Source organism: Alkalihalobacterium sp. APHAB7, from assembly GCF_048323755.1.
GTDB lineage: Bacteria > Bacillota > Bacilli > Bacillales > Bacillaceae_F > Alkalihalobacterium.
In genome coordinates, this window is the sequence record NZ_JBLWFS010000012.1 from 72208 (window position 1) to 97781 (window position 25574).

The following is a 25574-nucleotide window of genomic DNA, read 5'->3' on the forward strand; positions in this document are numbered from 1 at the left end:
AACGTGTAAAATTATCGTATAGAGTACTTTGAGACTATTCATTTGCAATGATATTCAGTATAATATACTTTATGAGTTTTGGGTTTCATGAAGGGAGATACATAGATGTTTGGTGGTTTTTCAAAAGACTTAGGAATTGATTTAGGTACAGCCAATACCCTCGTATATGTGAAGGGTAAAGGTGTTATTGTTCGTGAACCTTCAGTAGTTGCACTTAGAACGGATACAGGTTCGATTGAAGCGGTAGGTAACGATGCGAAAAATATGATCGGTCGTACTCCAGGAAATATCGTTGCCGTTCGTCCAATGAAAGACGGTGTAATTGCTGATTTTGATACAACTGCAACGATGTTAAAACATTTTATTCGACAAGCTCTTAGACAACGTTCGATTTTTACAAGAAAACCAAATGTTATGGTTTGTGTACCATCAGGTATTACTGCTGTTGAGAAGCGCGCTGTCGAAGATGCTACAAAACAAGCGGGAGCTCGTGAAGCTTATACGATTGAAGAGCCGTTTGCAGCAGCGATTGGCGCAGACTTACCAGTATGGGAGCCAACCGGTAGTATGGTTGTTGATATTGGTGGGGGAACGACAGAAGTTGCGATTATTTCTTTAGGTGGGATCGTAACTAGTCAATCGATCCGCGTTGCTGGTGATGAAATGGACGATTCGATTATTCAATACATTAAAAAAACGTATAACTTAATGATCGGTGAGCGTACATCCGAAGCTCTAAAATTAGAAATTGGTTCTGCAGGTTCTCCTGAAGGTGTTGAAGATATGGACATTCGTGGTCGTGACCTTGTTACAGGATTGCCAAAGACGATTACAGTCACAGCTGTTGAAATTTCAGATGCTCTAAAAGATACGGTAGATGCAATTGTGGATGCAGTGAAAAATACGCTAGAGCAGTCTCCTCCCGAATTAGCAGCAGATATTATGGATCGTGGAATCGTATTAACTGGCGGTGGAGCACTTCTTCGTAACTTAGATCGTGTACTTAGTGATGAAACGAATATGCCAGTAATTGTTGCCGAAGATCCACTTGATTGTGTGGCACTTGGTACTGGTCGAGCGTTGGAAAATATTCATTTATTCCGTTCGAGAGCGGGAATCACTGTTCGTTCCGGTCGTAAATCGTAATTGTAAGTAGGTGTAGACAATGACATTTTTTTCAAATAAACGGCTCATTGTCTTAATGGTGAGCATTATTATACTTGTTGCGTTAATTGGATATTCCATGAGTGACCGTGACCGAGTAACTTGGCCAGAGCAATTTATGAAGGACACTGTTGGATGGGTTCAAACCCTCGTCTCCAAACCCGCTCAATTTGCAGCGGGTTTCTTCGAGAATCTAAATGAATTACAAGGACTCTATGCGGAAAATCAAGTATTAAAAGCAAGATTAGAAGAGTACGCACAAGTATCAGTTGAGCGAAATATGTTAAAAGCGGAAAATGATACGCTAAAAGCAACACTTGAAATAGAAGAAACGTTAAGTGATTATCGAATGCGAACAGCAACGGTAATCCATCGTAACCCTGATCGCTGGAGCGAATTTATAGGAATTAACCGTGGGTCAGAACATGGCATTCAAAGAAATATGGCAGTAATTACTTCAGGTGGATTAATTGGAAAGGTCCATCAAGTCGGACAGTTTTCTTCTAAAGTTCAATTGTTAACCGATAATGACCGCACCAACCGAGTGTCTGCAATGGTTCAAGCCGAAGTACCTGCTTATGGCTTTATTGAAGGCTTTGATCCAGAAACTGGCATGCTGATGTTGAAGAAACTAGATATCGACGCTGATATTGAAGTTGAACAAACCGTTACGACTTCGGGGCTTGGCGGTGTGTATCCACGTGGTTTAATTATCGGTGAAATTGTTGAGATTGAGCCAGATGAATATGGATTAACTAAAAATGCATATATCCAACCTGCAGCAAATTTTTATGGGTTAGACTATGTTATTATTATAGAACGAGCAAGTACAACATTAGATCCTGATCTTATGGAGGGAGATGGATTGTGAATCGAATTCTTCTTCCTTTAATTATGTTATTTATTTTTGTCATTGAAGGGTCACTCTTTCAAGTGTATGCACCTGAGCAATATGGGAGTGATATGCTTTTTATCCCTAGGTTTGTTGTCGTTGCAATAATCATTATCGGTATTTTCTTAGGGAAGACTCATGCAATTATATACGGCTTAATCTTTGGCCTTCTTTATGATGTCGTTTATACAGAATTACTGGGTGTGTACATGTTTTGTCTTGGGTTTATTGCCTATTTATTATCCTTGTCACACCTTTATGTGAGAAGAAGCTATACCGTTGTTGTGTTACTTACATTAGTGGCGGTCATCATTGTCGAGTACTTTACATTTGGAATTAATTCCATGCTTAATATTACGGCAATGACGCATGATGAGTTTTTACAAAGACGTTTATTATCAACTTTAGGTTTAAATTTTATTTTTTCACTCATCATTTTGTATCCTTTACGTAAGTATCTTCTTTATCTAAAGAGAATCGAAGAAATACAAAAACATTAAGTAATTTCAATTTTCTTTCCGTTAATAGAGGAGATTTTAGTCTTTTTGTAGAAATAACAGTAATGGTGTAAATGGATCTAACCTACTCTGAGGTGAACTATAAATGTTACAAAAGAAACACCACGTTACAATAAAAGGGACGAAAGACGGATTAACATTTTTATTAAGTGATAACTGTAGTTTCGAAAGTATTATGGAAGAACTTAAAGAAAAATTATCTTCTAAACATTACGAAAAAGCCGATGGTCCAGCAGTAAAAGTTTATATTGATACGGGAAACCGTTATTTAACTGAGGATCAAGAGAAGGCACTTAAAGACCTCGTTTGTGAAGGTAAAAATTTGGTGATTGATCAAATTGAAACGAAAGTCATTACTAAAGAAGAAGCGGAACGAATGGCAGAGGAAAAGCAAACTGTGATGGTCTCTAAAATCGTTCGTTCGGGTCAAGTTTTTAAAGTCAATGGTGATTTGTTATTGATTGGTGATGTTAACCCTGGTGGAACAGTAGTTGCTTCTGGTAATATCTTTGTAATGGGGGCATTACGAGGAATGGCTCATGCTGGAAGTGAAGGAGATGAAACGGCAGTCATTGCAGCGTCTGTGATGGCACCTTCACAGTTGAAAATTAGTGAACATATGCGTCAAGAGCCTAATCGGAATGAACAAGTTGACCGTCAAATGGAGTGTGCTTACATAAATTCCAATGATCATTCGATTGTTTTAGAACGAATTCAACAATTACCTTGGTTACGTCCAAGTTTAAATCGGTCACCTGAAAAAGTGACTTCATAAAGGAAAAGTCGGTCGGAATTTGACATAGAGGAAGAAAGGGGAAATATGTGTGGGAGAGGCTATCGTAATTACTTCTGGAAAAGGGGGCGTCGGGAAAACGACAACTTCCGCTAACATCGGAACAGCCCTAGCCCTTTCAGGTAAAAGAGTTTGCTTAATCGATACAGATATAGGTCTTCGAAATCTTGACGTTGTTATGGGACTAGAAAACCGAATCATATATGATCTTGTCGATGTAGCAGAAGAACGTTGTCGCTTACAACAAGCCCTAATTAAAGACAAGCGGTTCGAATGTTTATATCTATTGCCAGCTGCTCAAACAAAGGACAAGTCTTCAATAACACCTGAGCAAATGAAAACGATTGTGGAAGAATTAAAACGGGATTATGATTATGTTTTAATTGACTGTCCAGCCGGTATTGAGCAAGGATTTAAAAATGCGGTTGCTGGAGCAAACAAAGCGATTGTTGTAACGACACCTGAGTTATCAGCAGTTCGTGATGCCGACCGTATTATTGGATTACTAGAAAAAGAGAACGTTGAACCACCATTACTGATTGTAAACCGCATCCGTAATCATATGATGAAAAGCGGTGAAATGCTAGACGTTGATGAAATTGTTAGTATTCTAGCAATTGAATTACTAGGGATCGTCGTTGATGATGAAAATGTCATTAAGCATTCAAACAAAGGAGAGCCTGTTGCTCTTCATCCAGGAAGCAAAGCTTCGATTGCATACCGTAATATTGCAAGACGCATTCTAGGCGAAACGGTTCCTCTTATGTCACTTGGTGAGGAAAAAGGCGTCTTTACAAAAGTAAAGAAGTTCTTTGGTATTCGTTAATATTCAATTTCAAAATTTAAAGCGCAATGGATTTGTCCAAAATCCGTTGCGCTTTTTTTATGTTAGGAGTTAGTTTTATTAACTAGAAGCTCGGAGCGACGCACGCTAAAGTAAAAAACTAGACGAAGGTTTGAACCAAAGGGAGCGAATGGTGAGCGCTAGAGGAAGAAATTAGGAGAAGGTGTAAACCAAAGGGAACGAATAATGAGCGATAAAGGAAAAAACTAGGAGAAATCTTGAATGAAAGGGAAAGAATCGTGAGCGCTAAAGTAAAAAATTAGGAGAAAGAGTGAACGAAAGGGAAAGAATCGTGAGCGATAGAGGAAAAAACTAGGAAAGCGTGAATGAAAGGGGATGAATCGTGAGCGATAAAGGAAAAAACTAGGAGAAAGTGTGAATAAAAGGGGATGAATCGTGAGCGTTAAAGGAAAAAACTAGGAGAAAGCGTGAAACAAAGAGGGGAAATGGTGCACTTAAAAAAATCAGGAGGATAACAACCAATACAATTATTAGTGCTCTAACTTTAGTATGCCTGCCTAACCTCCAATCCAAATCACCAACAGAAATAATAGCGTTTTCATTGTTTCTATAGGGAAAACCTTGTAAGATCTTCTTTCAAACTGGAACACGTTAGATTACTTTTATGGCACAATCAAATTAATCAAAACAATCTGAATTTTATAAACGTAATTCAGCAACCACTACAATCAATCTGTTGCACATGTTTTTATAAGTATAATTCCTTATAAACCGATAGTTTTAACTTGCTTTTATAGATCAACAACCATTCGGAAGAAATCCAAAAGAAAAATTGAGGGGGTAACTAGTTTGAAAGTTTCGGATTTGTTTACGTTTAAGGATGAGAGGACGAAAATATTACACTTTACTTGGTTTGCATTTTTTGTTTCTTTCTTCACTTGGTTTAATATGGCGCCACTTGCTACGACGATGCTAGAAAGCTCAGACTGGCTGACAAGGGAACATATCTCAGCGTTAGCAATTATCAATGTCGCCTTAACAATTCCAGCTCGCATTATTATTGGGGTATTGCTAGATCGATTTGGACCACGAGTCGTTTATTCTGGTTTACTTATCCTCATGTCCATTCCGACGTTCATATTCGCCTTTGGAGATAGTTGGTCTCAGCTGATGATATCCAGGCTATTGCTAAGTAGTATTGGTGCAAGTTTTGTCATTGGGATCCGCATGGTGGCTGAATGGTACCCGCCGAAAGATGTCGGTTTTGCAGAAGGGATATACGGTGGTTGGGGTAATTTTGGTTCAGCTGCAGGTGCGATGTTACTTCCTTGGATCGCTTTAACGATGTTTGGTGGAGAAAACGGCTGGCGGTATGCAATTGCTTTAACTGGTGTCTTCTGTCTCGTCTATGGCATTATTTATTATTTAAATGTCCGAGATACCCCGGAAGGAAAAGAATACATCAAACCGAAACGAACTGGGGCGATGGAAGTTAGCAGTTGGGGGGACTTAGTTTGGCTCATTATCTGGACGGTTCCATTAGGTGGTGCATTAGCCGTCCTGTCTTGGAGATTGGAAGGAATGGGCTTTATCTCGACTAATGTGCTGTATGCCCTTTATACAGCGATCGCACTTACAATTGTTTTTCAAGTCTATAAAATCCTGAAAGTGAATATCCCAATCTTAAAAAAGGGTGTTCCTAAAGATGATCAATACAAATTTAAAAATGTAGCTGCATTAAACAGTACCTATTTTGCTAACTTCGGGGCAGAATTAGCGATTGTTTCGATGCTGCCGATGTTTTTTCAATTAACCTTTTCACTTAGTGCCACTTCGGCTGGTCTCATTGCTGCCTCATTTGCCTTCATTAATTTAGTTGCTAGGCCACTTGGTGGAATGCTATCTGATCGAATGGGAAGCCGAAGAAAAGTGATGCTCGTTTACATGATTGGGATTACGTTAGGCTTAGTGGCGATGGGCTTTATTGACTCATCATGGCCACTGATCGCAGCTGTTGCGGTTACTGTTTTAACATCTGTATTTATTCAAGGAGCAGAAGGGGCGACATTTGCAGTTATTCCGATGATTAAAAAACGAATAACTGGTCAAGTCGCTGGAATGGCAGGTGCTTATGGAAATGTCGGTTCAACCATTTACTTAACGTTATTTACACTCGTTACGCCGCAACAATTCTTTTTCATTCTAGCAACCGGTGCATTTCTCAGCTTCGTGATTTGTTACTTCCTTTTAGAAGAACCTGATAATTCATTTGGTGAAGAATATCACTTATCATCAGTCGATCGAGAAGAAGCAGCTGTTGTATCGGAAGAGAAAGTTTTAACAAGAAAAGCACTATAAAGCAAGCCGTACAAATAAAACGAATAGATACTCAGGAGGGATTACGATGGAGAAAAAGAAACTGGTGCTCATTGGGAATGGAATGGCTGGAGTTCGTTGTATTGAAGAAATTTTAAAGCTGAATGGTGGAAAAGAAAAATTTGAAATTACGGTATTCGGAAGTGAACCTCATGTCAACTATAACCGGATTATGCTTTCAGCGGTGTTAGCTGGGGATACGACGATAAAAGATATCGAGATTAATAGTATTGAATGGTATGAAGAAAATGAAATTGAGCTGTTTACAAACGAGACGGTTATGAGATTAGACACAGAGCAGAAAGTTCTCTATACGAACAAAGATCGAGAAATGAAATACGACTACGTCATTATGGCGACAGGCTCTAACCCGTTCATTTTACCAGTTCCAGGTGCTGACCTGGAAGGAGTCATAGCCTTCCGAGATATAAAAGATTGCGAAACGATGATTGATGCGTCTAAAAACTATAAAAAAGCAGTCGTAATTGGTGGGGGCTTACTTGGTTTAGAAGCAGCCCGTGGTCTTTTAAACCTTGGTATGGAAGTCGATGTTGTGCATTTACAAGATCATTTAATGGAAAGACAACTAGACCAAGATGCAGCAAATCTCCTTCGAGTAGAGCTTGAAAAACAAGGAATGAACTTCTTAATGCCAAAGCTCACCGACAAAATCGTAGGAACGAATCGAGTCGAAAAAGTAATCTTTAAAGATGGATCGGAAACCGAAGCAGACCTCGTTGTCATGGCCGTTGGGATACGCCCAAATACGCTAGTAGCAAGTGAAAGTGACATTGAAGTAAATCGCGGTGTTATCGTTAATAATTACATGCAAACAAGTGCTCTAGGTGTTTACGCTGTTGGGGAATGCGCCGAACACCGCGAAGTCGTTTATGGATTAGTCGCACCCCTTTATGAGCAAGGTAAAGTGCTCGCAAAACATATCGTTGGTGAAAACGCTGGTGCTGGATATCAAGGGTCGGTTCTATCAACTAAATTAAAAGTATCTGGCGTCAATGTGTTTTCTGCAGGCGAGTTCGTCGATGATGGATCGACGAGAAGTGTCCGAGTATACGACGAATATGAAGGTATTTATAAAAAAGTAATGATTCGCAATAACAAAGTGGTGGGGGCTGTATTATTTGGAGATACAAAAGAAAGTACAAAACTATTAAGTATGATTAATGAAGGTGCGGATGTTTCAGATATGGCCCCGATCAATATTTTGCAAAGTAATGACGCGGTATCTGAAAGTTTAACCGCCTCGTTAGCAGCGAACGACAATGTTTGTGGCTGTAATGGTGTCACAAAAGGGACGATCGTATCAGCAATTCGTGAACAAAGTCTGTGTTCAGTAGAAGAAGTCAGTGGCTGTACAAGTGCCGGTCGATCGTGCGGGACATGTAAGCCGATGATTTCAGAGTTGCTTGCAGACACATTAGGAGACGAATTTGATGCTGCCGCAAAAACAGAAGCTCTTTGCGGATGCACGGATTTAACTCATGAACAAGTAGTTGCTGAAATCCGTGAAAAAGGACTAACGCATACGCGAGAAGTGATGAATGTACTAGGTTGGAAAAATGAAGGTGGTTGTTCGAAATGTCGTCCAGCTATTAACTACTACTTGGGAATGGTTCATCCGACAAACTACGAAGATGAAAGAGAGTCACGATTTGTAAACGAGAGAATGCATGCGAACATCCAAAAGGACGGTACGTATTCGGTTGTACCTAGGATGTACGGGGGAGTTACAAATCCGACTGAATTAAAGCGAATTGCTGAAGTAGCAGAAAAGTATAATGTTCCTCTTGTAAAACTAACGGGAGGTCAGCGAATCGATTTACTTGGTATAAAAAAAGAAGATCTGCCGAATGTTTGGAAAGAAATTGGGATGCCATCCGGTCATGCGTACGGTAAAACGCTTCGTACAGTAAAAACATGCGTAGGTGAAAGCTTCTGTCGATTTGGAACACAGGATTCGATTGGAATGGGAATTGCACTTGAGAAAAAATTTGAAGGGTTAAACACACCGCATAAAGTCAAGATGGCCGTGTCCGCTTGCCCGAGAAACTGTGCAGAATCAGGAATTAAAGATGTCGGGATTGTAGGGGTTGAAGGAGCTTGGGAGATTTTTGTTGGTGGTAATGGTGGAACCGAACTCCGAAAAGGTGACTTGCTTTGCAAAGTTAAAACAAGTGAAGAGGTCCTTGAAGTTACGGCAGCTTATTTACAACTTTATCGCGAAAATGCACGTTATTTAGAGCGAACATCGCATTGGATTGAAAGAGTAGGGCTTGATTATGTCATTGAGCAAGTCATTTCGAATGAGCAAAATCGAAAAGAATTAAGTGATCGAATGGATACTGTTCTATCAACTATTAAGGAACCTTGGAGTGAAATTTACGAAAGTAACAAACTACAAACTGAATTATTTAAAAATAAACACGTTGAAGTCATTCAATAAAAGGGGGAGCTGTTAATGAGTAACATTCAAGCGGGAAGAAAAGTGATGATCGGAAAACTAACAGATATACCTGAGAAATATGGTAAAGAAGTCATTATCGGTGATCAGAGTGTAGCGGTATTTCGCTTAGCCTCGGGTGCTGTCCGCGCGGTTGAAAACAAATGTCCGCATAAAGGCGGGCCCCTTTCTCAAGGGATCGTAGCCGGCGACCACGTTTTCTGTCCATTGCACGACTGGAAAGTTTGTTTAAATGATGGATTAGTTCAAACACCAGATAAAGGTTGCGTCAAAAGTTATGAAACCATTGTTGAAGAAGAGAACGTTTTTCTGGTCATTAACTAGATGAGTAGAGGGTTCTTATAAGTAGCTTGTGAAACCATCTATACTAGGGGAGTAAGAGGGTGTTATGAAGTGAGCGATTTAATTCAATACTTTCGTGAAAAACAGCTAAAACAAAGCTCCGAACAGATCATGAAAGGACGTTGTCCATACTGTAGTATGCAATGTTCAATGGAGCTTATTGAAGAGCATATCATTCAACGAAAACGATTTAAAGTAAAACCGAATAAACAAGATCCAACTTCAGAAGGCAGACTATGTATTAAAGGGCTTCAAGCTCATCAACATGCGATTAATGGAGCGCGTGTGAAATACCCGCTATATAAGATTGATGGAGAATGGGTTCGAATTTCCTGGGACTTAGCATTAGAGATGATCGCAGAACAATTCTCGTCATTACAACAGGAGTACGGGAAGGATTCAATCGGGGTATACGGTGGAGGCTCGTTAACGAATGAAGAAGCCTATTTACTAGGAAAGTTTGCTAGAGTTGGATTGCAAACCAAGTATATTGATTATAACGGTCGTTTCTGCATGAGTGCAGCAGCATCAGCGTCCAACGCTACGTTTGGTATCGACCGTGGGATGACGAATCAGCTGACTGAAATAGCAGATGCAAAATGCATTATACTAGCCGGAACGAACATTGCGGAATGCCAGCCAACGATTATGCCGTACTTCCGCAAAGCGAAAAAGAATGGGGCTTTTATTATTGCGATAGATCCTCGAGAAACAGCAACCACTAAATTTGCAGATCTGCACATTAAAGTTAAACCGGGAACGGATGCGAATCTAGCTATGGGAATGCTCAAAGTGCTTGTCGATGAAAAGTACTGTGATGAAACTTTTATTTCCGAGCGGACGAGAGACTTTGAGCAAGTTCTAGAACAGGTAGATCAGTTTTCCGTTTCCACAATTGCAAAACAATGCGGCATTACTAGTGAAGAAATACTAGAAGCAGCACGTCAATATGGTCAAGCGGAGACGGGGATGATTTTTACTGCTAGAGGAGTAGAACAACATGCGAACGGCTATCAAACCGTTCGACATTTTTTAAACCTAGTATTGGCAACAGGTAAGATTGGTAAGCATGCGTGTGGGTACGGTGCCATCACGGGTCAAGGCAATGGCCAAGGTGGAAGGGAGCACGGACAAAAAGCCGATCAGCTCCCAGGCTATCGTTCGATAGAAAATGAACTTGACCGAAAATATATTGCTGCCATTTGGGGTGTAGATGAAAGTGAATTACCTCGCAAAGGTGTTTCTGCCTATGAACTCATTGAAACAATCGATCGACAAGAAATTAAAGCATTGTTCTTAATGGGCTCTAACCCAGTCGTCTCCAGTCCAAATGCTATTTTTGTAGAGAAGGCATTAGAAAAACTAGATTTTTTAGTCGTAGTAGATATGTTTATTTCAGAAACAGCTCGAATGGCTGATTTAATTTTACCGACGACTTCTTACCTTGAAGATGAAGGGACGATGACCAATTTAGAAGGCAGAGTCGTTTACCGACATGCCGAACGAAAAGCACCGAAAGAAGTCAAACACGATTGGCAAATCATATGTGAACTCGCAAAATCATTAGGAAAAGAACAATATTTTACGTATGAAAAAGTGGAAGACATATTTAATGAATTACGTCAAGCTAGTAAAGGAGGAACTGCAGATTACTTCGGGATTACGTATGATCGAGTTAAAAATGGAGGTGTATTCTGGCCGTGCCCAGACCCATCACACCAAGGAACTTTACGCCTGTTCGAAAAATCCTTTCATACCACAGACGGTCGTGCACAATTCCACACGGGCCATGAACTGATTCGTAGTGAGAAAGCGACCAAGAAATACCCGCTGATTCTTACGACAGGACGTTTAATGGAGCACTACTTAACAGGGGTCCAAACGAGAAGAAGCCAGGAGCTAATCGAGCGATCAAACGAACCTTTTGTAGAAATCCATCCACAAACAGCTTTAGAATATAACATTGAAAACGATACATTAGTTCGGATTGAGTCAAAAAGAGGATCTGTCATTGTAAAGAGTAAAGTAACTGAAAGTATACGCGAGGACACGCTATTTGCACCATTTCATTGGGGGGATTTCCAATGTATTAACCGGGTGACGAATCCTGCTTTAGATCCCGTTTGTCGGATGCCGGAATTTAAAGTCAGTTCAGTAAAAATCAGTCCGGTTCAACCAATAAAAGAAAAGGTTGCACAAGTAACGGTAGTCATTTAATCAATAAAGAGGGGGAGATAACATGAAAGCGAAAGGAAAGGTTTTTCTAGTTGGTGCGGGACCTGGTGACCCCAAACTTTTAACGATTAAAGGCTTAGAAGCAATTCAACGCGCAGAAGTCATCGTCTATGATCGATTAGTTAATCCGGAATTGATCAATTATGCGAGCCATACTGTCGAACTCATATATTGCGGTAAGATGCCCAATCAACATACGATTCCACAGGAGCATATCAACGAGATATTAGTCCTGCAAGCGAAACGAGGAAAACAAGTTGTTCGCCTGAAAGGAGGCGACCCCTGTATGTTTGGGCGTGGAGGCGAAGAAGCTGAGTATTGTGCTGAATATCAGGTTGACTTTGAATTTATACCAGGAATTACATCAGGGATTTCTGCTCCGATGTATGCCGGAATTCCGGTGACACATAGGGATTATAGTTCATCAGTAACGTTTATCACAGGTCATAAGCGGTCAGATAAAGGTAGCCGAGAAATCAACTGGCCCCACCTTGCAATGGGTTCGGATACCCTCGTATTTTATATGGGACTATCTAATCTTTCATTAATATGTGAAAAGCTAATCACATATGGGCGCTCACCTAGCACATCAATCGCATTAGTTGAACAAGGAACGACGAAAAGGCAACGAACACTCGTTGGCGCCCTAGCTACCATTGTTGAAAAAGCCGCTAATGCCAAAATAAAGTCACCAGCAATAATTGTTGTCGGCGAGGTCGTTCAGTTAAGGAACAAGCTCGCATGGTATGAAGAAATTCAGACTGATTCTATCTCTAATTGGCAAGAAGTGAATATTGGATAACTTTGGTACTGTTGAAGGCACATACTCATTCGTGTGTCTTTTTTTTATGAGCAAAGAACTTATAAAATTCGAAGATGTCTAGCTCCAGGTTCCATCGGCTCTAGGTCGCTTCGGTCCATCAAACGTGTCTAAAAGAGCAAGACACTTATTGCTGGTAATCCAGCGCTTGTCGCCGATAAGCAGGCACCTTGCACTTTTCTTGTCTAGCTCCAGCACCCAGCGAGACTTCGCTCACCTCCTTCGATAAGTCAACAACGACACACTAACGATCACCGTGTTTCCTTTATCTCATACGGTGCGCTCCAGGAAGTATGTTGATGAACGGGCGCTTGGGCTTTTCTTGTTTCTATGAATCATTTAATCATTTGATTTATGTCATATAAAGAACGGACAAGTCATAAGATAGAGTAAAAAAGTGGGACGAGACTAGAAGAGGATGTTCAAAAAGTCCAGGAAAAATCTCTGGTGGCAGAAGACCTTCGACTAAGAGCCCCACGTCCTGTGGGAACGTCGAAGTCACCACATCCTGTGGAAGCTCGTTGGTTTGTTGCTGTGTTCCTCACGTATTAATAGCATACGCTGTGGTACTCGCAACTGCACCGCCTCGAACTTCTTGGATCTTTTTGTCCTCCTTTTTGAACACGCACTAGAAGAATCTGTCGGGAAAAGGATGGGGTATGTGATGTCTAAACGAATTGATAAAATTAAGAGACAAATAGAGTCGAGAAGAAGAGAGGCTCAAGGGAAAGGGGCTCGAAAAGAACGAGAACGGTCGGCACCAGTTTTTTACGATCGCCATAACGAATCGAGAGATGAGCCTGATTTTTACGTTTTCCAAGATAAAAAGAAAATGGCCACGGATGAAAAGTGGAAACAAAAAGATTGGTTTTTAATGAGATCACTCATCGCAGTTGTCTTATTTTTACTTGTTGCCATCATGTTCAATAGTGGGATGCCACAGCTTGAAAATGCGAGACAAGTCGTCAAACAGTCTTATGAGCAAGAATTTCAATTTGCAGCTATTGCTGATTGGTATGAAAATCAATTCGGTCGCCCGCTAGCCCTGTTACCGATGTCTATGGACGTAGCACTTGAAGATACAGAAGAAACGCCGCCAGTCGCCTATGCTGTACCGGCAACTGGACAAATTCGTGAGAACTTTCAACAAAACGGTACGGGGATATTAGTAGAAACCGAAATTGACGCGAATGTTGAAGCGGTGAAATCGGGCCTTGTTATTTTTGTAGGTGAAGAAGAAAGACTTGGGCGTACCGTTGCCATTCAGCATTACGACGGAGGACAATCATGGTATGGAATGTTAGAGACAGTTGATGTAAAGTTATATGATCATATTGAAGCTGGTAAACCGGTTGGTAAAGTTTCAGCTAGTGAAGGAGCAGAAAAAGGAATTTATTACTTATCCATTAAAGAAGGCGAAGACTATATTGATCCAAACGATGTGATTAGCTTTGAATAATTCGCTTCTTTCAAAAATAAAAATTAATCCTCTATTTTGGTTCGTACTGGGAATGGGGATCATTACAGGCTATTTTAAAGAAGTCATCATGGTATTTTTGATCGTGTTTATTCATGAGATGGGGCATGTATTTGCTGCAAGATGGTTTAAATGGAGGATTTCAAAAGTAGAGTTGCTTCCATTCGGAGGTGTGGCTGAAATGAATGAAAGTTCAAATCGACCGTTTCGCGAGGAGTTGATTGTCATTGTTTCGGGCCCAGCACAACACCTCTGGATGATTGGAGCATCTTTTCTTTTGGTCCAAACGCCAATTTGGTCAACGGCGGATCATCAGCTTTTTATTTGGCATAATTTAATGATACTCGGATTTAATTTACTACCGATCTGGCCACTGGACGGCGGTCGTATGTTACATTTAGCCTGTACGTATAAGCTACCTTATAAGCAGGGACAGAAACTAACATTATTACTATCGACAACCGGTATTCTAATTATAGGAATGATTAGTCTGAAATTATTTCCTTTTCATTTAAATCTTTGGGTCGTTCTTACCTTTTTATGTATTGCTAACTATTTAGAATGGAAACAGCGTCATTATATCTTTATGAGATTCCTATTGGATCGTTTTTACTTAGAAGAACGTCATTTAAAACGTTATTCGCTTCAAGTGCATCAAAATATGAAAGTTCGCCAAGTATTAGAGCAGTTTCGTCGTGGACATCAACATACGATTACAATTGACCGTAAGCAATGTATCTCAGAGAAAATGTTACTAGAGGCTTACTTTAATCAAAAAGCATTTGACCGTGAATTAAAGGAAGTGTTTATTTCTTAGGGATAAAGTATACGAAAACAGCGAATAAAATAAAAGCAGACGAAGGTTAAATCGTCTGCTTAATCTATGTTTTTAATTGCCATTTTGGTATGTAAGAGTATTACTTTTGAGTGTGAAATTTAGCTTTTCTTTTAGATTTGCTATTGAAAAAGGCTTCTGCAAATAAGTGATAAAAGTATTACATTCACAGTGATTTACGTTCGACTCAAAAGTAGTAGTAACAATCATACTAATTGGTTTCTTTATTTTTTCACGAACTACTTCACAAAGTTTTGTAGCGTCCATATCAGCTAATTGATCACTGACGATAAGAAAATCAAGATCGTCTGGCAGAGCTCGAAGGAAATCAGGACTGTTATCATAGTGGACAACCTCATAACCAAGCTTTTCGATATGATAGGTTATCAACATTGCATGAGCCGGCTCATCTTCAACCAAATAAATAAACGGTTTCCTACCCATAAATCCTCCCGCAATATGAAAGAAATGTATAATTATTAATCTATTTATAATTTATATTAACTCTTTGTAAAAAATATAGCAATTTCTTTATTAAAAAATTTACAATTAAAAAAGAAAAAAATCGAACGATGGTGTTTTTTAACGTTCCTTTTTAGTTAAATTAAGTTTGAGTATTGGCTTCGATCTTATAGGAGCAAGTTTTCCACCTGAGAAGTAACATGAATGAAAAAATAGAAGAAATCGGACAAAATTGTAGTAACGAATTTCCACTTTAGGGAAGATTACAGTACAATAGGAAGATATAAATTGAAGTTGGTGATGGCAGTTGTATCGTATATATTTTAATATGGCAACAAGAGAACGGCGAGCAGCTATTCTAGAAAATGATAAAGTAGTTGAGTTACTTATTGAGCGTTCGGTTGAAAAGCGAATTGTCGGGAATGTATATAAAGGTCGTGTCGTAAACGTTCTTCCTGGAATGCAGGCTGCTTTTGTGGACATTGGGCGTGATAAAAATGCATTTTTATACCGAGATGATTTACTATCGTTTCAGCAGTTGTCTTTAACAGACGAAGAAAAAAAGAAGAAGAATATTAGTGAATTCGTTAAAAAAGGAGAGGAGCTTCTCGTACAAGTAACAAAGGAAGGGTTTGGTACAAAAGGTCCTCGACTATCTGGTGTTGTTTCGTTTCCAGGTAAGTTTGTCGTTTATATGCCAAATGGAAATTATATAGGTGTTTCCCGTAAAATTCGTTCGGAAGAAGAAAGAACAAGACTGCATAAATTAGGAGAAGAGCTTACTGAAAATGAGGAAGGCTTAATCATCCGTACCGTTTGCGAAGGGGCCACACCAGAAGATATTGAGGAAGATATTCGTATTTTACGAGGATTTTGGAAAGACACTTGGAAGGAAAAGAAAGAAGACAAGCCACCAGCTCTCATCCATCAAGACACCGGATTAATGGAACGGATTGTTCGTGATTTTTCATTGGATCTAGTAGATGCAGTGTATATAGATAACTTTTATGATTACAAACGGATTGTGGACCTTCTAGGAGAGCACAGAAAAGATAAACTCCATTTTTACCAAGGAAAAGAAAATATTTTTTCAGCCTTTGGTATTGATAAAGAATTAGACAAAGCCTTGAGACAACAAGTTTGGTTAAAAAATGGTGCCTATCTTATGATCGATCAAACCGAAGCGTTAACAGTAATTGACGTGAACACTGGAAAGTTTATTGGAAAAAGCGACTTACAAGATACGATTAAACGAACAAATATTGAAGCGTCAAAAGAAATTGCAAGGCAGTTGAGACTTAGAGATATCTCAGGGATCATTATTATCGATTTTATCGATATGAAGTCAGAACGAGATCAAATTGATGTATTAAATTATTTTAAAAATGCATTGGAAAATGATCGTACGAAGACGAATGTTCTTGGGATAACAGGACTTGGTCTCGTGGAAATGACGAGAAAAAAGATTAGACAAAATTTACAAGACAGCTTATCGAAAGTTTGTCCTACTTGTAAAGGAAAAGGATCGGTGCTCTCAAATGAAGCACAAGCTTTTCATGTGGAGCGGTTATTATGGGAATACCGTGGGATGGATCATGAGGCACTTGTATTAGAATTACCGCCGCATATTTCTCAAGTGTTGCGAGGAAATAAGGATGAGCATTTGAAGCGTTTGGAAGAAGCACTTCATTATCGTATTCTTATTTTTGAAAACCGAGAAATGACAGAACAACAATACGAAATTCCATTTTTGGGTAGCCTGGAAGAGGCGAAGAATAAGCTTGAACGGTTAAGGAAAGAGCATTGACTTTAAGCATTTATTTATGGTATCATATCTTTTGTTAGTTATTTGGATAGCACCCAAAAGCTACAACCGCACAGACCAGGTTTTAAAAGCTATTCGTGTAGCTACCTGCAAATGGCGAGTCTTAGAAATCGAGGAGGTGCAAGTACATGTACGCAATTATTGAAACAGGCGGAAAGCAAATCAAAGTACAAGAAGGTCAAGAGGTTTACATCGAGAAGTTAAACACTGAAGATGAGCAAGTGACTTTCGACAAAGTACTATTTGTTGGTGGTAACGACGTTAAAGTTGGAGCTCCATTTGTTGAAGGTGCTTCAGTAACGGCTAAAGTTGAAAAACACGGTCGTGCTAAGAAGATCACTGTTTACAAATACAAAGCTAAGAAAAACTACCGTCGTAAGCAAGGTCATCGTCAACCTTACACAAAAGTTGTTATTGAAAAAATCAACGCGTAATAGGTAAAACGATGATTACAGTTCAAATAGAACGTAATGAAAACCGACACATACATTCATTTACGATGAGTGGCCATGCAGAGGCTGGTCCTTATGGTCAGGATATCGTTTGTGCAGGCGCTTCTGCAGTTTCTTTTGGAGCGATCAATGCAATTGCAGAGCTTTGTCAAGTGGAACCCCACATTGACTTAGAAGGCGACGGTGGCTTTCTCCGCTGTACGGTCCCAGGTGGACTAGACGTACAAACCTATGAGAAAGTACAACTTCTATTAGAAGGTATGATCGTAGCCTTACGCTCAATTGAAGCAGAATACAGCAAGCATATTACAATCCAAAATTAGGGGAGGTGAATTCAATGTTAAAAATGAACCTTCAATTTTTCGCAAGTAAAAAAGGGGTAGGTAGTACAAAGAACGGTCGTGACTCTATCTCTAAGCGTCTAGGTACTAAACGTGCTGACGGTCAAACTGTAACAGGTGGTTCAATCCTAGTACGTCAACGTGGAACTCGCATTTACCCAGGTGTAAACGTAGGTAAAGGTGGAGACGACACGTTATTCGCGAAAGTAGACGGCGTTGTGAAATTCGAGCGCGTTGGTCGTGATCGCAAACAAGTAAGTGTATACCCAGCAGCACAATAATGCTGTGACAAAAACCCGTTGGACTCAATTGAGTTCAGCGGGTTTTTTCGCTTTTGCGGGGAGAACATAAAGGGTTCGTGGATGTAATCGTGAGCGCTAGAGGGAAAAATTAGGAGAAAGTGTGAATGAAAGGGAATGAATCGTGAGCGCAAGAGGAAAAAACTAGGGGAAAGCGTGAACGGAAAGGAAAGAATCGTGAGCGATAAAGTAAAAAACTAGGAGAAAGTGTGAACGAAAGAGAACGAATCGTGAGCACTAGAGGAAAAAACTAGGGGGAAGCGTGAACGAAAGGCAAAGGAATGCGCGTGATAACGGAAAAACTAAGACAACCCATAACCCATACAGTAACCAATGATAAGGCAATCATATTCCGATGCTCTTTCCTTTAAACATAGTATGATGACTTTCCTTGTCCCATAAGTTTGAAATGTCTCGAGAGAATTTTTCTAATAGAATAAGTTGGGACGATGTTACACCAGTCGTATATTGCTGTTGTGGTGATACGATGATCGGGAAAAAGCAATGGAGAATTTTTAATATGAATAGATACTAATTCATCTGCTAATTTATGATAAATGTCCATATTCTTTTTTGCCCTCATGTCATCTAACTTGTTAATAAAGCGCTGGATTTGTGTGGGGAAGATAATAGGGAATTGTAGCGGTGCATGATAGAGGAAAAAGTTTGGATTAACGAAAACTAGATGTGATTTAACAGTGGATGTACTAGATGAAAAACCTAGATGATGGAGTAATTGAATAAACATCGATTCAGTTCGTTTTAGCTGGAGTAAGGGGTTTTTAACTTCGCGTTTAATTTCCGTTGTTGTTAGTGAATACCACTTTTCTTCTTCCATATAGTAGTCACCATCATAATTTTTAACTTCAATTAAGAGGATGCTTTCACCGGTGATTAGTACAGAGTCAATCTGAAATATCGTATGGTTATGTTCAAATAATAAATCATTCAGAATTAATATGTCACTTCTTAAATTCCTTATTAAATAATCAAACTGCAGCTCTCATTGAAAGCCTTTATCTAGACTGTGGTAATAACCTATATCATTTTCAGATAACCTCATGCGTGACACTAAAATTCGCCACAATTTTAATTCTAATGGTTCTTCTCGCGCTTTAATAATCATTTAAATCCTCCTAGTAAATTTAATAACTCCATTTTCATTTTAGAAAACAACATTCCATCCTCAAGCAAGGAAAAAACACTCTTACCTAACAGACAATAATCAGCACAATCAGAGTATTAATTTTCTTCTTTGCAGGAAATTAATGTATAAGAGGCTAATTACTTATACATGATGAAAAGTAGAATAAAGAGGTGGGTAATCCAGTGAAATCTCTATCAGAAATAGAAAAGGCGATAATAGATGAACTTGTAGACCATCTCAAACCTACAATGATTTATATTTTTGGTTCCTTTGCTAAAGGTACGCAAACTGAAAAAAGCGATATAGATATTGCCTTTTTATCAAAAATAAAGCTAACCCATTATGAGAGGTTTATGTTAGCTCAACAATTAGCAGATATCACTAAAAGAGAAGTGGACTTAGTTGATCTCGAGCAAGCATCCACTGTGTTTCAAGCGCAAATTGTAGGTTATGGAAAGTTAATTTATTGTTCTGATGAAAGAACACGGCAGGAATTTGAAATGCTTACGTTAAAAAAATATGCCAAATTGAATGAAGAAAGAAAACCTATTATAGATCAAATAAAAGAGAGTGGAAGCGTATATGAATAATGACGTAATCATTAATAAAGTAACCGTCATTGAACGATGTTTAAAAAGAATTAATGAAGAGTATGCCAATAATCCAGAAAACTTGAAGAATTACACGAAACAAGATTCTATTATTCTTAACATACAAAGAGCATGTGAAGCATCAATTGATCTTGCTATGCATTTAATCGCTACAAAAAAGTTAGGCCTCCCCCAAACCAGCAGGGAAGCTTTTGACGTCTTGCATGGAAATAAAATCATTTGTGAGAGTTTAAATCAAAGAATGAAAGCAATGGTTGGTTTCAGGAATATAGCTATCCACGATTACCAAAAAGTGAATTTAGCAATCTTAGAAAGTATCTTAAATAATCACTTAACAGATTTTCAACAATATACAAAGTCGATCATACAGAATAAAGGAGAGTGAAGCAGGATGAAGTTTACTGTACTTGGTTATTGGCATGGTTTTCCTGAAGCCGGGGAGGCATCTAGTGGATATTTACTTGAGAAAGATGATTTTCGATTACTAATTGATTGTGGAAGCGGGGTAGTGAGTCAACTTCAGAACTATTGCCCAATTGAGAAACTAGATGCATTAATCTTCTCACACTACCATCATGATCACTTTTCAGATATTGGTGTTCTCCAATATGCGCGTCTCATACATAACGCCTGGAAAGCTGAGGACAAAAAGCTTACCGTTTATGGACATATACTTGATAAAGAAAAATATAATCAGCTTTCTTATGAACCGCATGTCACTGCCATTCCGTATAACCCTGAAAAAGTATTAAATGTAGGACCTTTTACAATTACTTTTTTGAAAACCAAACATCCGGCCCCGTGCTTTGCCATGAAAATAACAGATGGTAACACAACAATTGTATATACAGCAGACACGAGTTATTTTCAAGAATTGCACCAGTTTGCTTTAGATTGTGATTTACTAATTGCCGAATGTAGCTTTTATGAGCATCAAGACCCTACGGCAGCAGGGCATATGAACAGTCGAGACGTCGGTTTACTTGCACAAAAAGCAAATACTAAAAAGCTGTTATTAACACATTTACCACACTTCGGTGATCGTAATCAGTTAATCAAACAAGTAAAAGCCTACTATCAAGGTCCTGCAGAACTAGCGAAAACGGGCTGGACATATGAAAACTAAAGAATAAGAAAAGGGTGGAGGCAAAAGTTCCACCCTTTTTACATGGATAAAAGATATTAATCTGTTGTTTCAGATTCTTCAATTGGTATGTCATCGGTTTGATCTTCTGTAAAGTCCTCATCAACTTCCCCGCACGCTGCTAAAACACTAATTGCTAAAGCGCCAGACATTAAAGTAAGTAACCATTTTTTCTTCATTATTATCCCTCCATTGAGTTCAGTTTCCTGTAAATCATTAACTCACGAAATGGTGACATTGATCTTGCACAAAAGCATTTAGCTGATGTGATATTGCCATCATACTAGAAAAAAGTGGGAAATATAAGAAAGACAAACTAATTTATAGATAATTACAAATCATCATATATTTTCACATATTCTGAATCTGTTAGTGCTACATAAAGTAAAAATTGGTGTTATATCAATTATTATTAACATTTCGTTAGCTTTAAGTGATTTTATATTATGGGATTATTAAGTAAAGTAAGGCTTTGTTAATTCAAATATTAATGGATATTTATATTAGTTTAACGTTTTGTTAACGCCTCCTCATGAATTCCTTAATATTCAAATTTTATACTTGTAATCGAAATGAAACATAAGAAACACAAAAAACAAAAGTGTGATTTGGAGAAGGAGGAGCAATACGATGAAATTTAGAGGAAGAGTTTTATCCGTAGTTCTAGGGGCTTCAATTATGGCTTTAGCAGCATGTGGTGGGGGTAACTCATCAGAGCCGACAGCAAACGATGGCGGAACAACAGGAGGAGATAATTCAAACGAAACTCCAACTGAAGAAGTTGAAGAAGTCGAAGAGGCTGAGTTGCCATCAGGTACATTACAAATTCGTGGATCAGATACTATGGTTAACTTAGGACAGGCATTAGCTGAATATTACATGGATAATGTAAATCAAGATGCTGGTCTTGCCGTAACTGGTGGCGGATCAGGTACTGGAATTACAGCATTAATTAACAATGATGTGGATATCGCTCAATCTTCACGTGCAATAAAAGAAGAAGAGATTGAGTTAGCAGCAGAAAATGGCGTAGATGTCCATGAGTTTGTTGTAGGGCAGGATGGAGTAGCAGTAGCAGTAAACCCAGAAAATCCAATTACAGAAATGACAATTGGTCAACTTAAAGATATCTTTACTGGAGTAGTTACAGATTGGTCTGAACTTGGATGGGAAGACGGTGGAGAAATTTCTGTTTATTCACGTCAATCAAACTCAGGTACATATGTCTTCTTTAATGAGGTTGTAATGGAAACGGAAGACTTTGGAGCTGGTGCGAAGTTTATGCCTGGTACTTCTGCAATTAAAGAAGCTATTGAACAAGAAGTAAATGCAATTGGTTATATTGGTGTTGGTTATGTCGATGATAACGTTTCAGCACTTGAAGTTGCATTAGATGAGAACTCAGAGTACTTTTCTCCATTAGACAAAGCAAACGTTGCAAGTGGTGATTATCCAGTTGCTCGTCCACTATTCTTCTATACAAACGGTAGTCCTGAAGGTTTAGTATTACATTATTTAACTTGGGTCCTGCAAGATGCAGAAGCAACAGCTCAAGTAGAAGCAACTGGCTTCTTTGAAATCGGTGCATACCAAGAAGGTAATAAGAAAGTTTATTCTGATCTAGGTATCGATTGGTAATTAAATAATAAACCATATAGCTTAGGAATTGCCCAAACAGGGTAATTCCTATAGTTGTGATTGCTGCTAGAATACATGTTTATGAAAAGGTTTGGAGGGGAAACCGTGGGATTGCAAGCTGAGAAGACATCTGACAGTAAAAAATTAAATCAACTCAAACTCGTAACGAAAGAAAAGTTAACACAGAGATCGTTCAAGTCCAATATTATGGATTATTTGGTTGAAAAAGCATTTTTTCTATTTGGAATGATGGCTATATTTATTTTAGCAATGATACTATTTTTCCTTTTAAGAGAAGGTTCAGGAGCTATTCGAGAAGTAGGATTAATGGAGTTTTTAACAGGTACTAGATGGTATCCTTCATCACCGCAAGGCGCAGGGTATGGTGCACTTCCATTTATTATTGGTTCATTTATGGTGACACTAGGGGCACTAGCTATTGCTATTCCTTGGGGGATCTTTACTGCGATATTTATAGCAGAAATTGCCCCTAAAAGAGTTCGGGAATTTTTAAAGCCGGTTATTGAAATACTAGCAATTTTCCCGTCAGTTGTATTAGGGTTTATTGCTTTAGTTATTTTATCACCAATCATTGCAAATATCTTTAACTTATCTAATGGCTTAACGGCTCTAACTGCATCTGTTATTCTTTCGGTTATGGCTCTTCCAACAATTATTAGTATTGCTGAAGACTCATTAAGAAGTGTACCGAAAGACTACCGTGAAGCGGCATATGCTTTAGGGGCATCTAAATGGGAGACGATTAAGATAATTGTTGTACCTGCAGCAAAGTCAGGAATAGTAGCAGGTTGCATGTTAGGTTTTGGTCGTGCAGTTGGAGAGACGATGACTGTTCTCATGGCAGCAGGAAATGCAATTGACATGCCTTTGCGTGAATTTTTTGGAGTTGTAGTACCTGACTTTCTAACTTCAGTTCGAACTCTAACTGCAAATATTGCGATTGAAGGATCGGATGTTGCGTGGGGAAGTCTTCATTATAGTGCATTGTTCGTCACTGCATTAATTCTATTTACGATTACATTTGTGGTTAACCTCGTTGCAGATATCTTAATTTCGAAGCAGAGGAGGAAACTGCAAAATGACTAAACAAATGACAGAAAAAGTATGGTTTACCATTTGCGGTTTCTTTGCTGCGATGACCATAGGGGCACTTCTTCTATTACTCTATTGGATTGTAAGTAATGGAGCGCATGTTCTAAGTTGGACATTTATAACTGATCGACCTCGAAGTAATATGACCGAGGGAGGAATATGGCCGGCAATTGTAGGTACTTTCTATGTTGCATCACTGACCATTTTAATTTCAGTTCCTGTTGGAGTAGGGGCTGCTATTTATTTGAATGAATATGCCAAACAAGGACCCATTGTACGAATGATCCGCATGAGTATTCGAAATCTTGCAGGTGTTCCATCAATTGTTTACGGACTATTTGGATTAGCTATTTTTGCATCTATGCTTAAATTAGGTACGGGTTTAATTACGGCTGCTATCACATTAGCAATTATGGTCTTACCATGGGTAATTACTGCTACAGAAGAAGCATTAAAGGCGGTGCCAACCTCTTTCCGTGAAGGTGGTTTAGCTCTAGGTGCAACAAAATGGCAAACGATTCGTCAACTTGTTCTTCCTTCAGCAATTCCTGGTATGGCAACAGGTTCTATTCTTGGTCTCGCACGAGCAGCTGGAGAAACAGCACCGATCATTTTGACAGGCGCTGCATACTTTATACCGGTATTACCCCAAAGCGTAACAGATCAATTTATGGCCCTGCCTTATCATTTATTTATTCTGGCAACGCAGCATGCACAAACGGCTGTAGTAAGACCAATCGCATATGGAACAGCACTTGTTTTAATTATTATGGTTGTTCTATTAAACTTATCAGCTATATTAATTAGAAACTATTATCGTAAGAAAAATGAACTGCTATAAGTTCTTTTGGGGATGGAATACAATTCTTTTCACATAAGTAGTTAAAATAAGGGAGGAAGAAAATATGGCAATTATAGAAACGGTACTGAAATCAAATGAAAATGATATTAAAAAGCCAGAGATTAAAGAAGATATCTTCGATGTTAAAGGCCTTAACTTATGGTATGGAAACGATCAAGCATTAAAGAATATTGATATGGAAATTCCTAAAAATGGTGTTACTGCAATTATCGGCCCTTCAGGTTGTGGAAAGTCAACTTTCTTAAAAACTTTAAATCGGATGATTGAATTAGTACCAGTTGTGAAAATTAGCGGGGAAGTAATCTATCATGATACGAATATTTTTGATCCATCCGTCAATCTAGTTGAATTACGTAGTGCTATTGGTATGGTTTTTCAGAAACCTAATCCATTTCCTAAATCAATATTTGATAATGTAGCATTTGGACCCCGTGTTCACGGACTAAAGAATAAGAAGAAACTTGCTGAGTTAGTTGAAAAAAGTTTAAGAGAAGCAGCACTTTGGGATGAAGTAAAAGACCGTTTGAATGATTCGGCGCTAGGTCTATCAGGAGGCCAACAACAACGTCTGTGTATCGCTCGCTGCTTAGCGGTTCAACCCGAAGTGATCTTAATGGATGAGCCTACTTCAGCTCTTGACCCGCGTTCTACAGCTAATATTGAAGAGTTAATACAATCGTTAAAAGAAGAGTATTCCATTATCATCGTTACCCATAATATGCAGCAAGCGGCGCGTATTTCAGATAAAACAGCATTCTTTTTAAATGGTGATTTAGTAGAATTTGATGAAACGAATACGATCTTTACAAACCCGAATAATGAAAGTACAGAAAATTATATAACTGGTCGTTTCGGTTAAGAGGGGTGCGTGTCTTTAATGATAAGGCGCGCACCTGGATCTATAAAATTTAACAGAAAATTTACATTAATCATGTATAATAAAA

General features: G+C 38.7%; 27 protein-coding genes and 1 other annotated feature. Of the genes, 23 read left to right on the forward strand and 4 right to left on the reverse strand.

Going from position 1 to position 25574, the window contains the following annotated elements; all coding sequences use genetic code 11:
• Window positions 1-105: 105 nt before the first annotated feature.
• The 12 genes from ACNSTQ_RS13305 to ACNSTQ_RS13360 all read left to right on the forward strand — a co-directional run bounded on the left by ACNSTQ_RS13305 (window position 106) and on the right by ACNSTQ_RS13360 (window position 14718).
• Window positions 106-1146, forward strand: a complete 1041-nt coding sequence (locus ACNSTQ_RS13305; RefSeq protein ID WP_418200304.1) for a rod shape-determining protein — start codon at window positions 106-108, stop codon at window positions 1144-1146.
• A gap of 19 nt (window positions 1147-1165) precedes the next feature.
• Window positions 1166-2035, forward strand: a complete 870-nt coding sequence (mreC, locus tag ACNSTQ_RS13310; RefSeq protein WP_418200305.1) for a rod shape-determining protein MreC — start codon at window positions 1166-1168, stop codon at window positions 2033-2035.
• The gene (gene mreD / locus ACNSTQ_RS13315; protein WP_418200306.1) at window positions 2032-2556 is read left to right on the forward strand and encodes a rod shape-determining protein MreD; all 525 of its coding nucleotides are present in this window, start codon (window positions 2032-2034) and stop codon (window positions 2554-2556) included. Before mreC ends, mreD begins: the two co-directional genes overlap by 4 nt.
• Window positions 2557-2659: 103 nt before the next feature.
• Window positions 2660-3349, forward strand: coding sequence for a septum site-determining protein MinC (gene minC, locus ACNSTQ_RS13320; protein ID WP_418200307.1), 690 nt, complete (start codon window positions 2660-2662; stop codon window positions 3347-3349).
• A 49-nt stretch (window positions 3350-3398) separates the two neighbouring features.
• On the forward strand, window positions 3399-4193 hold the full coding sequence (gene minD / locus ACNSTQ_RS13325; RefSeq protein WP_418200308.1) for a septum site-determining protein MinD: 795 nt from the start codon (window positions 3399-3401) through the stop codon (window positions 4191-4193).
• 828 nt (window positions 4194-5021) lie between these two features.
• Window positions 5022-6530, forward strand: a complete 1509-nt coding sequence (locus tag ACNSTQ_RS13330; RefSeq protein ID WP_418200309.1) for a NarK family nitrate/nitrite MFS transporter — start codon at window positions 5022-5024, stop codon at window positions 6528-6530.
• Window positions 6531-6576: 46 nt separating this feature from the next.
• Entirely contained in the window at window positions 6577-9009 is a 2433-nt protein-coding gene (gene nirB, locus ACNSTQ_RS13335; RefSeq protein WP_418200310.1) for a nitrite reductase large subunit NirB, read from the forward strand.
• 15 nt (window positions 9010-9024) lie between these two features.
• Entirely contained in the window at window positions 9025-9351 is a 327-nt protein-coding gene (nirD, locus tag ACNSTQ_RS13340) for a nitrite reductase small subunit NirD (protein WP_418200311.1), read from the forward strand.
• Between the two features lie 69 nt (window positions 9352-9420).
• On the forward strand, window positions 9421-11586 hold the full coding sequence (nasC, locus tag ACNSTQ_RS13345; protein ID WP_418200312.1) for an assimilatory nitrate reductase catalytic subunit NasC: 2166 nt from the start codon (window positions 9421-9423) through the stop codon (window positions 11584-11586).
• Window positions 11587-11608: 22 nt separating this feature from the next.
• The gene (cobA, locus tag ACNSTQ_RS13350; RefSeq protein ID WP_418200313.1) at window positions 11609-12406 is read left to right on the forward strand and encodes a uroporphyrinogen-III C-methyltransferase; all 798 of its coding nucleotides are present in this window, start codon (window positions 11609-11611) and stop codon (window positions 12404-12406) included.
• 682 nt (window positions 12407-13088) lie between these two features.
• Entirely contained in the window at window positions 13089-13883 is a 795-nt protein-coding gene (locus ACNSTQ_RS13355; protein WP_418200314.1) for a peptidoglycan DD-metalloendopeptidase family protein, read from the forward strand.
• Window positions 13884-13935: 52 nt separating this feature from the next.
• Window positions 13936-14718, forward strand: coding sequence for a M50 family metallopeptidase (locus ACNSTQ_RS13360; RefSeq protein WP_418200315.1), 783 nt, complete (start codon window positions 13936-13938; stop codon window positions 14716-14718).
• Between the two features lie 72 nt (window positions 14719-14790).
• Here ACNSTQ_RS13360 and ACNSTQ_RS13365 read toward each other — a convergent pair whose 3' ends face one another.
• Window positions 14791-15180 (reverse strand): response regulator, encoded by a 390-nt coding sequence (locus ACNSTQ_RS13365; RefSeq protein WP_418200316.1) that lies wholly within the window; start codon window positions 15178-15180, stop codon window positions 14791-14793.
• Window positions 15181-15505: 325 nt separating this feature from the next.
• Here ACNSTQ_RS13365 and ACNSTQ_RS13370 point away from each other — a divergent pair, with 325 nt between their 5' ends.
• From ACNSTQ_RS13370 to rpmA, 4 genes are all read left to right on the forward strand, one after another.
• On the forward strand, window positions 15506-17005 hold the full coding sequence (locus tag ACNSTQ_RS13370; protein ID WP_418200317.1) for an Rne/Rng family ribonuclease: 1500 nt from the start codon (window positions 15506-15508) through the stop codon (window positions 17003-17005).
• Between the two features lie 54 nt (window positions 17006-17059).
• Window positions 17060-17137, forward strand: a sequence feature (ribosomal protein L21 leader region).
• Between the two features lie 14 nt (window positions 17138-17151).
• Complete coding sequence (gene rplU / locus ACNSTQ_RS13375; RefSeq protein ID WP_216828788.1) at window positions 17152-17457, forward strand: 50S ribosomal protein L21; 306 nt, start codon at window positions 17152-17154, stop codon at window positions 17455-17457.
• An 11-nt stretch (window positions 17458-17468) separates the two neighbouring features.
• Complete coding sequence (locus tag ACNSTQ_RS13380) at window positions 17469-17798, forward strand: ribosomal-processing cysteine protease Prp (protein ID WP_418200318.1); 330 nt, start codon at window positions 17469-17471, stop codon at window positions 17796-17798.
• A 14-nt stretch (window positions 17799-17812) separates the two neighbouring features.
• Window positions 17813-18097, forward strand: coding sequence for a 50S ribosomal protein L27 (rpmA, locus tag ACNSTQ_RS13385; protein WP_026671451.1), 285 nt, complete (start codon window positions 17813-17815; stop codon window positions 18095-18097).
• Window positions 18098-18482: 385 nt separating this feature from the next.
• Here the strand turns inward: rpmA and ACNSTQ_RS13390 are convergent, their stop codons facing one another.
• Window positions 18483-19115 carry a nuclease-related domain-containing protein gene (locus tag ACNSTQ_RS13390; RefSeq protein ID WP_418200355.1) on the reverse strand — a complete coding sequence of 211 codons (633 nt, stop codon included), beginning with the start codon at window positions 19113-19115 and terminating at the stop codon, window positions 18483-18485.
• 3 nt (window positions 19116-19118) lie between these two features.
• Entirely contained in the window at window positions 19119-19241 is a 123-nt protein-coding gene (locus ACNSTQ_RS13395; protein WP_418200319.1) for a hypothetical protein, read from the reverse strand.
• A 203-nt stretch (window positions 19242-19444) separates the two neighbouring features.
• Here ACNSTQ_RS13395 and mntA point away from each other — a divergent pair, with 203 nt between their 5' ends.
• From mntA to ACNSTQ_RS13410, 3 genes are read left to right on the forward strand one after another with little or no spacing between them, the layout of a single operon-like run.
• Window positions 19445-19852, forward strand: a complete 408-nt coding sequence (gene mntA / locus ACNSTQ_RS13400) for a type VII toxin-antitoxin system MntA family adenylyltransferase antitoxin (RefSeq protein ID WP_418200320.1) — start codon at window positions 19445-19447, stop codon at window positions 19850-19852.
• Window positions 19845-20258, forward strand: coding sequence for a type VII toxin-antitoxin system HepT family RNase toxin (hepT, locus tag ACNSTQ_RS13405; RefSeq protein ID WP_418200321.1), 414 nt, complete (start codon window positions 19845-19847; stop codon window positions 20256-20258). Before mntA ends, hepT begins: the two co-directional genes overlap by 8 nt.
• A 6-nt stretch (window positions 20259-20264) precedes the next feature.
• Window positions 20265-20999 carry an MBL fold metallo-hydrolase gene (locus ACNSTQ_RS13410; protein WP_418200322.1) on the forward strand — a complete coding sequence of 245 codons (735 nt, stop codon included), beginning with the start codon at window positions 20265-20267 and terminating at the stop codon, window positions 20997-20999.
• Window positions 21000-21055: 56 nt separating this feature from the next.
• Here the strand turns inward: ACNSTQ_RS13410 and ACNSTQ_RS13415 are convergent, their stop codons facing one another.
• Window positions 21056-21196 carry a hypothetical protein gene (locus ACNSTQ_RS13415; RefSeq protein WP_418200323.1) on the reverse strand — a complete coding sequence of 47 codons (141 nt, stop codon included), beginning with the start codon at window positions 21194-21196 and terminating at the stop codon, window positions 21056-21058.
• Window positions 21197-21647: 451 nt separating this feature from the next.
• Between ACNSTQ_RS13415 and ACNSTQ_RS13420 the strand changes: the two genes are divergently transcribed.
• From ACNSTQ_RS13420 to pstB, 4 genes are all read left to right on the forward strand, one after another.
• Window positions 21648-22655 (forward strand): PstS family phosphate ABC transporter substrate-binding protein, encoded by a 1008-nt coding sequence (locus ACNSTQ_RS13420; RefSeq protein WP_418200324.1) that lies wholly within the window; start codon window positions 21648-21650, stop codon window positions 22653-22655.
• 105 nt (window positions 22656-22760) lie between these two features.
• Window positions 22761-23762 carry a phosphate ABC transporter permease subunit PstC gene (gene pstC, locus ACNSTQ_RS13425; RefSeq protein ID WP_418200325.1) on the forward strand — a complete coding sequence of 334 codons (1002 nt, stop codon included), beginning with the start codon at window positions 22761-22763 and terminating at the stop codon, window positions 23760-23762.
• Complete coding sequence (pstA, locus tag ACNSTQ_RS13430; RefSeq protein ID WP_418200326.1) at window positions 23755-24609, forward strand: phosphate ABC transporter permease PstA; 855 nt, start codon at window positions 23755-23757, stop codon at window positions 24607-24609. The genes pstC and pstA overlap by 8 nt, the downstream gene beginning before the upstream one ends.
• Before the next feature lie 64 nt (window positions 24610-24673).
• Window positions 24674-25489, forward strand: coding sequence for a phosphate ABC transporter ATP-binding protein PstB (gene pstB / locus ACNSTQ_RS13435; RefSeq protein WP_418200327.1), 816 nt, complete (start codon window positions 24674-24676; stop codon window positions 25487-25489).
• Window positions 25490-25574 lie beyond the last annotated feature (85 nt).